Source organism: Paraburkholderia sp. J10-1, from assembly GCF_905220165.1.
Lineage (GTDB): Bacteria > Pseudomonadota > Gammaproteobacteria > Burkholderiales > Burkholderiaceae > Paraburkholderia.
On record NZ_CAJMYW010000002.1, the window covers coordinates 748398 to 760688 of the forward strand.

Genomic DNA, 12291 nt, shown 5'->3' on the forward strand with positions numbered 1-12291 from the left:
TGTCACTCCGACGGCCACGCGGGCATTGCGGAATCGAAGTCGGCCGCGAGCGTCACGCCCTTCCAGGCTTGCATGGATTCGCGGCGGGCCTGCTCCTCGGCTTCCACGATCTGCCAGGCATCCGAGCCGAGCACGAGCCGCGCGGGCACCGCTTCATGCGAGGCGAGCATCACGATCAGCTTCGCAATGCGCTCGGGGTCGCCCACTTCATGACCCACGTAGGCGTCGATCAGCGCCTTGAATCCGGCCATGGAAGCCTCATAGTCCTGAGGAAGAGTGTGCAGCGTCGTACGCGCCTCGTTGCCCCATTCGGTGCGCATGCCGCCGGGTTCCAGCGTGCAGAGGCGAATGCCAAACGGCGCGACCTCCTTGCCCACGACGTCGCTGAATCCGCCAACGGCCCATTTGGCCGCCTGGTAAGCGGAGAGCCCCGGGCTGCTGATGCGCCCGCCTGCCGACGAGACCTGAAAGATATGGCCGCCGCCCTGGGCGCGCATCACGGGGATGGCCGCGCGCGTGAGGTTCACCACGCCGAAGAAGTTGGTTTCGATCTGCGCGCGGAAATCATCGGCAGGCATGTATTCGAACGGCTGAATGTGTCCGTAACCGGCGTTGTTGACCAAAACGTTAAGGCATCCGAATCGCCGTGCCGCCTCGGACACCGCCTGCTGTGCCTGCTCTTCGTTCGTGACGTCCAGTTCGAACGTCGCGAGGCGCTCGCCATAGCGCGCCTGCAAATCGGCGAGACGCGACGTGTCGCGCGCGCTCGCCAGCACCTTGCCGCCGTCCTGCAACGCGGCTTCGAGAATGGCGCGGCCCAGACCCCGGGACGCGCCAGTAATCAACCAGACTTTTGACATGATCGTTTCAACCTTCGTCGAGCGAGCGGCATCGACAATTTGGCAATGAAAGGGTGGGTGAATGCCTGCGAAATGCGACTCGCAAAGCTCACTGCGGATTGAATCCTGCCTTGCCTTCGAACATCACCGAGTTGGCAAGGTCCTTTTGAGCCTGCAGCGCGGCGAGACTGCGCGTATAGCCGGCCTCGAGCACCGCGTAGGCGTCGCCGCCGAGAACAGTACGCAGCGGCGGCTGCGGCAACTGACTTACCTCGTAGATGGCGCCGGCCATTTTCACGGGATCGCCCGAGGCATACTCATCGCCGACTTCCTTGATCTGCTGGCGCAGCTTGCCGACGACACCGTCCTTGTAATCCGCAAGCGCCTCGGTCCAGCGGATATTCGCGACGAACCCCGTCTTGATGGAGCCTGGCTCGATGATGAGGGTCTTGATGCCGAACTCGGCCACTTCCTGGCTCACCGCTTCGGCAAAGCCTTCGAGACCGTATTTCGCGGCGTGATACATCGAGCCGCTCGGAAAGGCTGCACGTCCCCCGACGCTCGTGACATGGATGAACGTGCCGTGCTTTCTCGCGCGCATTGCTGGGAGAAAGGCGCGCGTGACGTGGATGGGCGCGAGCAGATTCAGCGCGATCTGCTGCTCGATGTCGGCTTCGCTCAACTCCTCCATCGCGCCGATGACCGCGCCGCCCGCATTGTTGACGACGACATCGGCATCCGGATGGCGTGCCGCCACGGCCTGCACCTGCTCGGGACGGGTCACGTCGAGCGACTCCACTTCGAGCTGATCCGGCCAGGACTGCTTGAGCGCGTCCAACGCTGCTACGCGCCGCACCGCTGCAACCACGCGATGCCCTTCGGCCAGGACCTTTTCGGCAAGGGCAAGCCCGAGACCGCCGGATGCGCCGGTAATGAACCACTTTTGACTGGACATGTTGATTTCTCCTTTTCCACATTGAGTGCGTACGCACTCAATTATTAAAGAAAATTTTTACGGCGTGATGGCTCGCCAGGCGGCATGGAAACCCAGCTGGCGGTGACGCTCGGCATCGTCGGGTTGGCGCTCGACAAATTCGATCGTCGTATCGGCAATGCGCTCGATGATGGAGTAGAGAAACGCGATCGGTGCGTCCAGCAGTACGCCGCGCTGCACCGCTTCTTCCATCATTTGCGAAACGGCCATGAACGGCTCCATGCCTTGTGTCCGCGTCTCATCCCACAACTGACCTGAAGCCGAAAGCCTCGCGATGGCGAGCCGCCCGGCCGTGTTCGCCACGCCCCAGCGCACATAGTGCTGGAAGACATGTTCCAGCCGAAGCCGGAAGCCCGCCTCGGAAGGATAGCCAGGCATGATGGTTTCAGCCAGTTCGTGCTTGAGGTGCAGATACAGTTCCTGGAACAGCACGTCCTTGTTCTCGAAATACGTGAACAGCGTTCCTTCGGCAACACCCGCGCGCCGGGCGATACTCGCCGTGCTGGCCAGCACGCCCTGTTCGGCCACGGCGTGCGTTGCCGCAACCAGCAGGGCATTGCGCTTTTCAGGGCTCAAAGGACGTGCCATCGTATTTCGGTTCAATGTAGAGTGAGTACGCACTCAATTATAGACTCGGTTCGAGGCCAGTGCAATCACGCGAAAATCGCGCCAGAGCGCATCGCCGCTCGCCGATAAAGCAGGTCACGCAATCACCGGCTGCGCGCTCCCGGCGGCTTCCAACCCATCAGCGTCTCGGCGCTCCATTGCGCCGCTGTGAGCCTCGCGATGAAGAAGTCGGCCAATGCGCTCACCTTGGCTGGCCGTGTGCGGGCGGTGGGCGTGACGAAATACAGGCCGCCTTCGGGCAAGCGCCAGTCGGTCAAAACCGGTTCGAGTTGTTTGTCCGCGAAATACTGCGTCGCCACGAACTCGGGAAGCTCGGCGACGGCGAGTCCGGCGAGGAGCGTGGGCAGCAACGCTTCCACGGTCGTGGCTCGCAGCGCGCCGCTTGGCGTGGCCGTGCATGCCTCGCCATTTTCGTGCGTAAAACGCCAAACGTCCCGCCTGCTCCTGTTGGCATAGGTCAGGCATTGGTGCGCGCCGAGGTCGTGCGGATGCTGCGGCCGGCCATTGCGCGACAAATACATGGGCGATGCCACGACAAACCGGCGCACGGGCGCGATGAGACGTGCCGCGAGCGAGGAATCTTCGAGGATGGCGATACGCAGGGCGGCGTCAAACCCCTCGCCAATCAGATCGGCTTGGGCATCCGTGAGATGAAGCTCCACAGATATGTCGGGATAGGCCCGGAAGAACTCGGGCAGAAGTGGCGCCACCCAGCGCGCGCCGAAGGAAAGCGGTGCCGCGAGCTTGACCAGGCCGCGCGGCCGGCTCGAGGTCTCGCGCGCGAAATCCTCAGCCTCTTCGGCGTCGGCGTAGATTTTTGCCGCGCGCTCGGCGAGCGTATGCCCGTAGTCCGTGAGCGCGAGCCGCCTGGACGTGCGGTTGAACAGCCTGCCGCCTAGCCGCCCCTCGAGCCGGGTCACGGCGCGGGAGACTGTGGCGACGGATACGCCCATGGCCGCCGCGGCAGCCGCGAACGAACCTTCCTCGGCAACCTTCGCAAACATCGCGAATCCTTCGAAGTCCGGTAGCTTTGACATCGACAATTTTGCAACGATGGTTTTCGGTCATTTCTATTTCGAAAAATAACATGCGGCCTTAAATTTGTCTCGTCACAACGCCGGTACGGAGATTGTCGTCGGCGGTGGGAAGGCCCGGATTTAATCAGTAGTGCGATTGACTGAATCGATAAGGAGAAATGCCATGAACGAACGGATCAACGAACTGCTCTATCGCAACCTGCAAGAGGTTTTCGGCGAAGGCGATGCAAAGCGTCGCCGCGCGGCGATCGAGGAACTCTATACGGAGGACTGTGTGCTCTACGCGCCTCCCGGCGTATTCGCCGGCCACGATGCGCTCGACACGTTCGCCGGGGCCCTGCGCGCGACGCACTCGCATTTCGCCTACGTGCCGCTTGGTGAGCCACAGGCGCTGCACAACGCGGGCCGTCTGTCGTGGGGATCGGGGCCGCGGGACGAGGCGCCCGAGTATACGGGCGTGGATGTGATCATCGTTCGCGACGAGAAAATCGCCGCGCTCTATGTCTTCCTCGATTCGATGCCGTCGTAGCGGGAAGCCGATTCCATTCTGCGACAATAGCCCGCAATTTCCGCTCTTGCCGATCATGAAATGGAACTCAGACAACTGCGCTATTTTCTCAGTGTCGTCGAACACGGGAGCATGGGCAAAGCCGCGCTGGAACTCGGTGTCGTGACATCGGCGCTGAGTCAGCAGATTAGCCGCCTGGAAGGCGAGCTTTCCACACGTTTGCTGCAGCGCACGTCCAGCGGCGTCGTTCCAACCGATGCCGGCCTCGCGTTCTGGCGTCAGGCGCAACTCGCGCTGCGGCATATCGACGATGCCGCGCTCGCCGCACGCGAAGCGCGTTTATCCGGGCACGTGAGCGTCGGCATGGCGCCGAGCACGGCGAGCGTGCTTGGCGTTGCCTTCATGCAGGCCATGCGCGAGCGCTATCCCCATGTGCGTCTGCGCATGGTCGAAAGCCTTTCCGGTTATCTCGCCACCATGTTGAGCGCACGGCAAATCGATCTCGCCGTGCTGTTTCGCGAGGTCCCGGCGCAACGCTGGAGCGTGGCGTCGCTGCTCGAGGAGCGGCTATTCGTCATCGGCGCGAGCGATCTCGATGGCATGCCCAGCGGCGCTTCGGTACGTCTCGCGCAGATCGGCAGGCTGCCGCTGATTCTTCCGAGCGGCACGCACGGGCTGCGTTCGCTGCTGAGTGCAGCGTTCAAGCGCGCCAAATACGAACCCAATGTCATTGCCGAAGTGGACGGCCTGGCGCTGCTGATGGATTACGTCCGTGCCGGATTCGGCGCGACCATTCAGCCCGGCGCAGCGCTCGCGCGCCCGGAGAACGTGACGTTGGCGAGCGTGCGCGTGGCCGATAGCTTTGCAACACGCCCCAACATGATCGCGAGTGTTTCCGACGACGAACTGTCGCCTGCCGGGCTGGCGGCGCGTGTCGTGCTCGCCGATGTGGCCCGCCAACTGGTGCGCGAAGGGCGCTGGCCCGGCGCGCGCCTGCGCCCTGACGGCGGTCTTCACAAAAACTGAAGACCCATTAACGGCCCGCTGATGGCGAGGCGAGCGCGCGGTCATTAGAGTGTGCCCGAAAGGAGGCACACAGGATGGTCGATGTACTTGTGATCGGAGGAGGCAATGCCGCACTATGCGCGGCGTTGATGGCGCGTGAAGCCGGCGCGTCGGTCCTGCTGCTCGAATCGGCGCCGCGCGAGTGGCGCGGCGGCAATTCACAGCACACGCGCAATCTGCGCTGCATGCACGACGCGCCGCAGGACGTGCTCGTCGACGCGTATCCCGAAGAGGAATTCTGGCAAGACCTGCTGAAGGTCACGGGCGGGATCACCAACGAGCATCTCGCACGTTTGACGATCCGGGCCTCATCCACGTGCCGTCCGTGGATGCAAAGGCACGGCGTGCGCTTCCAGCCGCCGCTTTCCGGCGCGCTGCACGTGGCGCGCACCAACGCGTTCTTCATGGGCGGGGGCAAGGCGCTCGTCAACGCGTACTACCGCAGTGCGCAAGCGCTTGGCGTGGAGGTTCGCTACGACACGCCGGTGGATTCATTGGAACTGGAAGACGGCCGCTTCATCGCGGCGAAGAGCGGCAGCCAGCGCTTCGAGGCGCGCGCCTGCGTGCTGGCGGCGGGCGGCTTCGAATCGAACCGCGAATGGCTGCGCGAAGCGTGGGGGCAAAACGAGCGCGGCGAATGGCCCGCCGACAACTTCCGCATTCGCGGCACGCGCTTCAACATGGGCGTGCTCATCCGGCACATGATCGACGCGGGCGCGGACATGATCGGCGACCCGTCGCAGTCGCATTGCGTCGCGATCGACGCGCGCGCGCCGCTCTATGACGGCGGCATCTGCACGCGCATCGACTGCGTGTCGCTCGGCGTGGTCGTGAATCGCGACGCCGAGCGTTTCTACGACGAAGGCGAAGACTTCTGGCCAAAACGCTACGCGATCTGGGGGCGGCTCGTCGCGCAGCAGCCGGGTCAGATTGGCTATTCGATCATCGATTCGAAAGCCATTGGCCGTTTCATGCCGCCTGTGTTTCCCGGCGAACGAGCCGACACGCTGCCTGAACTCGCGCGCAAGTTGAACCTGCCCGAAGCGCGCTTCATGGAAACGCTCACACGTTACAACGAGGCGTGCCGTGTCGGCACCTTCGATCACACCGCGCTCGACGATTGCCACACCGACGGCATTGCGCCGCCCAAGACGCACTGGGCGCGCCCCATCGATACACCGCCGTACTACGGCTATGCGCTGCGGCCCGGCATCACGTTCACGTACCTCGGCCTGAAAACCAACGACCGCGCGCAGGTCCATTTCGGCGGCGAGGCGAGCGAGAACCTGTTCGTCGCGGGCGAGATGATGGCGGGCAACGTGCTCGGCAAGGGGTATACGGCGGGTGTCGGCATGTCGATCGGCACCGCGTTCGGACGTATTGCCGGCACGCAGGCTGCGCGCGCCGCACTTCAGACGACGGAGACTCACCATGCAGCGCACTGACGCCCTCGCGGCCGAACACACGCGCACCGCGCCAGCCGATGCAAAGATGCCAGTTCGCGGGACGCAAGGTGGTGGCGCGCGGGTGATCCCCATCGTGCCGATGAGCGACAGCGAAAGCGAAGTGGCGCGGCAGATGCAGATCTGCAACGCCTGCCGCTATTGCGAAGGTTTTTGTGCCGTGTTTCCGGCCATGACGCGCCGCCTCGAATTCGGCAAGGCGGACGTGAACTACCTCGCGAACCTGTGTCACAACTGCGGCGCGTGCTATCACGCCTGCCAGTACGCGCCGCCGCACGAATTCGCCGTGAACGTGCCGAAGGCGATGGCGCAGGTCCGCCTGGAAACCTACACGGAATACGCGTTTCCGGCCGCATTTGGCGCGTTGTACAAGCGCAATGGCCTCACACTTTCAGTCGCGCTCGCAGCGGGGCTCGCGCTCTTCTTGCTGCTTGGCACTGCGATGTATGGCGGACTCACGGGCGACACCGCCGCAGCGAGCTTTTACGCGATCTTCCCGCACAACCTGCTTGCTGCGATGTTCGGCGCGGTGTTCCTGTTCGCCGTGCTGGCGCTCGGCGTGGGTGTGACGCGCTTCTGGCGTGACGTATCGGCAGGAACGGCGAACGCGAGCGCGCCTGCACTCGCCGAAGCCGCGAAAAACGCGCTGACGCTCAAGTACCTCGACGGCGGCCACGGCGACGGCTGCAACGAATCGAACGACGCCTTCACGCTTGCGAGAAGGCGCTTCCACCATCTGACGTTTTACGGCTTCATGTTGTGCTTTGCCGCGACGGCGGTCGCGACGGCATATCACTACGTGCTCGGGCTGGAAGCGCCGTATCCTTTCTTCAGCGTGCCGGTGCTGCTGGGCACGCTGGGCGGCATCGGTCTGATCATTGGGCCGGCGGGGCTGCTGTGGCTGAACCTCAAACGGCATGCGCAGCAGGGCGATACGCGCCAGCGCCCGATGGACCGCGGTTTCATCGCGCTCCTGCTGCTCACGAGTGCGTCGGGCCTCGCGCTCATGGTTTTGCGGGCGACTTCCGCCATGCCGTCGCTCCTCGCGAGTCACCTGGGCATCGTGATGGCGCTGTTCGCGACGCTGCCTTACGGGAAGTTTGCACACGGCATCTTCCGCTCGGCGGCGTTGCTCAAATCGTCGATAGAAAAGCGGCAGCGCAATACGCTGAGTCTCGGTTCTGACTAAAGGCTGGAAGCGGGCAAAAACGGGGGAGCGTCATGCTCCCCCGCACGACATCAACAACCACAGGAGACGTCCCATGAACCCCACAGAGCCGAGCGCCATTTCGGGCGTACACGGCGCCTCGCAAGCCTCGCGTGCCTCGCGGGCAGCGGCCGTGCTGCGCGTCACGAGCGGCAACTTCCTCGAACAGTTCGACTTCTTTCTGTTTGGCTTCTACGCCACGTCGATCTCGAAGATCTTCTTCCCTTCGTCGAGTGAATATGCCTCGTTGATGCTGACCTTCGCCGTATTCGGCGCGGGCTTCCTCATGCGTCCGCTCGGCGCGATTTTGCTCGGCGCCTATATCGACAAAGTGGGGCGGCGCATGGGCCTGATCGTCACGCTTTCCATCATGGCGAGCGGCACGATCCTGATCGCCTGCGTGCCGGGCTACGCGAGCATCGGCCTGCTTGCGCCCGCGCTCGTGCTGCTCGGCCGGCTGTTGCAGGGCTTTTCGGCGGGCGCGGAGCTCGGCGGGGTTTCGGTGTATCTCGCGGAAATGGCGACGCCCGGAAACAAGGGCTTTTACACGAGCTGGCAATCGGCGAGCCAGCAGGTCGCGATCGTCATGGCGGCTGCGCTCGGCTACGCGTTGAATCAGTGGCTTTCCGCGCAGCAGATCGGAGCGTGGGGCTGGCGCATTCCGTTTTTCATCGGCTGCGCGATCGTGCCGTTTCTCTTCATTCTGCGCCGTTCGCTGCAGGAGACCGCTGCGTTCGCAGCGCGTCCGCATCACCCGGGCGCGCGCGAAATCTTCGCGATGCTGCTGGTCAACTGGCGCACGGTGATCGCCGGCATGCTGCTCACGGCGATGACGACCACGACGTTCTATCTCATCACCGTCTATACGCCGACCTTCGGCAAAGCCGTACTCAAGCTCTCCACGGCCGACACGCTGATTGTGACGCTCTTCGTGGGCATATCGAACTTCGCGTGGCTTCCCATTGGCGGCGCGCTTTCCGATCGCATAGGCCGCAAGCCGATCCTGCTCGCCATCTCCACGCTGGCGATACTCACGGCGTATCCGGCGCTTTCGTGGCTTGCCGTTGCGCCGAGTTTTGGCCGCATGCTGATCGTGCTGCTGTGGTTCTCGTTTTTCTTCGGCATGTACAACGGCGCGATGGTCGCCGCGCTCACCGAAGTCATGCCGGCCCAGGTGCGCGTAGCCGGCTTCTCGCTGGCGTTCAGTCTGGCGACGGCGCTGTTTGGCGGCTTCACGCCGGCGGTGTCGACGTACCTGATCGAGATCACGCGCGACAAAGCTGCGCCGGGCTACTGGCTCAGCTTTGCCGCGCTGTGCGGGTTCGCGGCGACGCTCTGGTTGTATCGGCGGCGTGCGGGACAGGTGGAGTCGGCGCCTTCGCCGGTTTGACGCCAGTTATGCCACAGCGGCAGCGCGCAACCGGTTGACGATCTGGTTGTCCTTGCCCTGAACGAACGGCGTCAGCGTGAGGTTGAACTCGATGTCCTTGTACACGTCGGCCTTCAGCCCGAGCGCGGCGCCGCCGGTCTTTTCCGTCACCGGCGGAATCAACGCTTCACGCGTTGCGTAGGCGAAGTCGTCCCAGATCAGCGGATCGCCCTCGACGTTGAACTGCGTGGTCAGCTTGCGGTGAGCGTCGCTCGTGACGAAGAAGTGCACGTGCGCCGGACGCTCACCGTGACGGTCCAGCGCGTTCAACAACTGCTGCGTGGCGCCTTGCGGCGGGCAGCCGTAGCCCACGGGCATGAGCGTGCGGAATGCGTATTTGCCGTCGGCGCCGGTCCTCACCGCGCCGCGCAGGTTGAAGTCGCTCTGCGCGCCGGTCGGGTCGAAGTGCGAGTAGAAGCCCTTCGAGTTGGCATGCCAGCATTCGACCACGGCGCCTGCTACCGGCTTGCCGTCCGGGCCCGTGACCGTGCCGTGAATCACGAGCGGGCCTGCTTGCTCATCGGCGTCGAGGTCGATTCGCGAAACGCTGTCGCGCACTGGCGCGCCCGCAACGTACAAGGGGCCTTCGATCGTGCGCGGCGTGCCGCCGCGGATGCCCGCTTGCTCGTCGGCGGCGTCCATGCGGATGTCCAGATACTTTTCCAGTCCGATGCCAGCCGCGAGCAGCGCCGCTTCGCCGTCCTGGCCGAGCTTGTTCAGATAGTTGATGCCGGTCCAGACCTCATCGGGGGTGATGTCGAGATCGTCGATCGCCTTGAACAGATCGCTCAGCAGGCGGTGGGCAATCTGCTTGAAACGCGTACTGCCGCCGTTGCCATCCACGTTCGTGGCGGCCTTCAACAGGTCTTGCACTTCGCTGGTTTCGAATACTTTCACGCTCATGATGACTGTCTCCAACTGGTTTTAGGGGGGCGTTGAGCGCATTAGATATCCGGGCCCGCGCAGGCGCTATCCACCTGGTCGACACTCACTATCCGTTTTTTTCGGCGCGGGCGCGAAACCGCTTTGAAGCGGCCTGTGCATGGCCGGCCGCCGGGCGTCGCAAAGCCACGTCCGGCCACGAGGAAAACGCGCGGCAAAAAAAGCGGATAGCGAACGCCGACCAGGCGGATAGCGCCGGCGCCGCCGTGGGTATTCAATCCAGCTCATCAAGGACCTGGTCGCAAGACCGCTAAATGGCAGGAGGAGAACCCATCGTGAGCACAGAGAAAATCGCGTCGCAATGGCAGGATTTCGTTGGCGGATGCCTAGATTTCCGTCCGGCAGAAGGCGTCTATCGCATTGCGCGGGAGATGTTCACGGAGCCGCAACTGTTCGACCTGGAGATGGAGTTCATCTTCGAGAAGAACTGGATCTACGCGTGCCACGAGAGCGAGATCCCCAAGCCCCATGACTTCATGACGATGCGCGCCGGTCGCCAGCCGATGATCATTTCGCGCGACGGCAATGGCCAGCTCAACGCGATGATCAACGCGTGCCAGCATCGCGGCGCGACGCTCACGCGCATGGGCAAGGGCAATCAGTCGACCTTCACGTGCCCGTTCCATGCGTGGTGCTACAAGAGCGATGGACGCCTCGTCAAGGTCAAGGCGCCCGGCGAGTACTGCGAAGACTTCGACAAGTCCACGCGCGGCCTCAAGAAGGCGCGTATCGCGAGTTACAAGGGCTTCGTGTTCATCAGCCTCGACGTCGATGGGACCGATACGATCGAAGAATACCTGGGCGACTCGCGCATCTTCCTCGACATGATGGTCGCGCAATCGCCCACGGGCGAACTCGAGGTGCTGCCGGGCAAGTCGGCCTATACGTTCGAAGGTAACTGGAAACTGCAGAACGAGAATGGCCTCGACGGCTATCACGTGAGCACGGTCCACTACAACTACGTCGCCACGGTGCAGCGCCGTCAAGAGGCGAACGCGCAGAACGGCGGCGCGGCGAATGGCACGCTCGACTACAGCAAGCTAGGCGCGGGCGATGCCGAGACCGACGACGGCTGGTTCGCGTTCAAGAACGGCCATAGCGTGTTGTTCAGCGACATGCCGAACCCGAGCGTGCGCCCCGGCTATGCGAGCGTCATGCCGCGCCTCGTCGAGACATATGGTCAAGAGAAGGCCGAATGGATGATGCATCGGCTGCGCAACCTGAACGTCTATCCGAGCCTCTTTTTCATGGATCAGATCAGCTCGCAGTTGCGTATCGTGCGTCCGGTCGCCTGGAATAAAACGGAGGTCATCAGCCAGTGTATCGGCGTGAAGGGCGAATCGGATCAGGACCGCGAAAGCCGCATTCGCCAGTTCGAAGACTTCTTCAATGTTTCAGGCATGGGCACGCCGGACGATCTCGTGGAATTCCGCGAGCAGCAACGCGGCTTCCAGGCGCGTCTAGAGCGCTGGAGCGATATCTCGCGCGGTCATCACAAGTGGGTGGCGGGCGAGACGGCGAGTGCGCGCCTGCTCGGCATCGAGCCTGTGCTGTGCGGCACGGAGCTGACCCACGAGGGCCTTTACGTCAACCAGCACGGCGCGTGGCAGACGTATCTCCTGAAGGGCCTCGCACAGCAATCGAACAACACGAAGGAGGCTTGAGCCATGGCCATCACGCACGCGCAGCAACACGCGGTCGAGCAGTTTTTGTATCGCAAGGCCGAGCTTTGCGACGCGCAGAGCTGGGACGAGTACCTCGACCTGTTCGACGAACACAGCGAATTTCATGTGCCCCAATGGGACTCCGAGCACGTGTACACGACCGACCCGAAGCGCGGCATGTCGCTCATCTACTACTCGAACCGCACGGGTCTCGAAGATCGCGTGTTCCGCCTGCGCACGGGCAAGTCGGCAGCGTCGACGCCGCTGCCGCGCACGCTGCACCAGATCACCAATGTGCGTATCGCGGAGTGCGAAAACGGCGAGCTGGAAGTGAAGGCCAACTGGGCCACGTTTTACGCGCGCCATGGCGTTGCCGAACACTTCTTCGGACGCGTCACGTATCAGTTGCGCCCGGACGGCGACACCTGGAAGATCGCGCGCAAGCATGTCCTGCTGCTCAACGACACGATCAACGCCGTGCTCGACTTCTACCATCTGTAAGCGGGAGTGCCACGA

The 12291-nt window shown here is 63.3% G+C and carries 12 protein-coding genes; 7 read left to right on the forward strand and 5 right to left on the reverse strand.

Going from position 1 to position 12291, the window contains the following annotated elements; genetic code table 11:
• Window positions 1-2: 2 nt before the first annotated feature.
• The 4 genes from U5A65_RS10195 to U5A65_RS10210 all read right to left on the reverse strand — a co-directional run bounded on the left by U5A65_RS10195 (window position 3) and on the right by U5A65_RS10210 (window position 3497).
• Complete coding sequence (locus U5A65_RS10195) at window positions 3-860, reverse strand: SDR family NAD(P)-dependent oxidoreductase (protein WP_321946197.1); 858 nt, start codon at window positions 858-860, stop codon at window positions 3-5.
• Window positions 861-948: 88 nt separating this feature from the next.
• Window positions 949-1794: an SDR family NAD(P)-dependent oxidoreductase gene (locus U5A65_RS10200; protein WP_321946198.1), complete on the reverse strand. Its 846-nt coding sequence runs from the start codon at window positions 1792-1794 to the stop codon at window positions 949-951.
• A 57-nt stretch (window positions 1795-1851) separates the two neighbouring features.
• Window positions 1852-2421, reverse strand: a complete 570-nt coding sequence (locus U5A65_RS10205) for a TetR/AcrR family transcriptional regulator (protein ID WP_321946199.1) — start codon at window positions 2419-2421, stop codon at window positions 1852-1854.
• Between the two features lie 122 nt (window positions 2422-2543).
• On the reverse strand, window positions 2544-3497 hold the full coding sequence (locus U5A65_RS10210) for a LysR family transcriptional regulator (protein WP_321946200.1): 954 nt from the start codon (window positions 3495-3497) through the stop codon (window positions 2544-2546).
• A 163-nt stretch (window positions 3498-3660) separates the two neighbouring features.
• Between U5A65_RS10210 and U5A65_RS10215 the strand changes: the two genes are divergently transcribed.
• The 5 genes from U5A65_RS10215 (at window position 3661) to U5A65_RS10235 (ending at window position 9130) form a co-directional block, all read left to right on the forward strand.
• Window positions 3661-4026: a nuclear transport factor 2 family protein gene (locus U5A65_RS10215; RefSeq protein WP_321946201.1), complete on the forward strand. Its 366-nt coding sequence runs from the start codon at window positions 3661-3663 to the stop codon at window positions 4024-4026.
• A gap of 60 nt (window positions 4027-4086) precedes the next feature.
• Complete coding sequence (locus U5A65_RS10220; protein ID WP_321909607.1) at window positions 4087-5031, forward strand: LysR family transcriptional regulator; 945 nt, start codon at window positions 4087-4089, stop codon at window positions 5029-5031.
• A gap of 74 nt (window positions 5032-5105) precedes the next feature.
• Complete coding sequence (gene tcuA, locus U5A65_RS10225; protein ID WP_321946202.1) at window positions 5106-6515, forward strand: FAD-dependent tricarballylate dehydrogenase TcuA; 1410 nt, start codon at window positions 5106-5108, stop codon at window positions 6513-6515.
• Complete coding sequence (tcuB, locus tag U5A65_RS10230; protein ID WP_321946203.1) at window positions 6502-7722, forward strand: tricarballylate utilization 4Fe-4S protein TcuB; 1221 nt, start codon at window positions 6502-6504, stop codon at window positions 7720-7722. Before tcuA ends, tcuB begins: the two co-directional genes overlap by 14 nt.
• Window positions 7723-7795: 73 nt before the next feature.
• Window positions 7796-9130: an MFS transporter gene (locus U5A65_RS10235; RefSeq protein WP_321946204.1), complete on the forward strand. Its 1335-nt coding sequence runs from the start codon at window positions 7796-7798 to the stop codon at window positions 9128-9130.
• A 6-nt stretch (window positions 9131-9136) separates the two neighbouring features.
• Here the strand turns inward: U5A65_RS10235 and catA are convergent, their stop codons facing one another.
• Entirely contained in the window at window positions 9137-10072 is a 936-nt protein-coding gene (gene catA, locus U5A65_RS10240; protein ID WP_321946205.1) for a catechol 1,2-dioxygenase, read from the reverse strand.
• Between the two features lie 314 nt (window positions 10073-10386).
• Between catA and antA the strand changes: the two genes are divergently transcribed.
• On the forward strand, window positions 10387-11775 hold the full coding sequence (gene antA, locus U5A65_RS10245) for an anthranilate 1,2-dioxygenase large subunit (protein WP_321909596.1): 1389 nt from the start codon (window positions 10387-10389) through the stop codon (window positions 11773-11775).
• Between the two features lie 3 nt (window positions 11776-11778).
• Entirely contained in the window at window positions 11779-12276 is a 498-nt protein-coding gene (gene antB / locus U5A65_RS10250) for an anthranilate 1,2-dioxygenase small subunit (RefSeq protein WP_321946206.1), read from the forward strand.
• Window positions 12277-12291 lie beyond the last annotated feature (15 nt).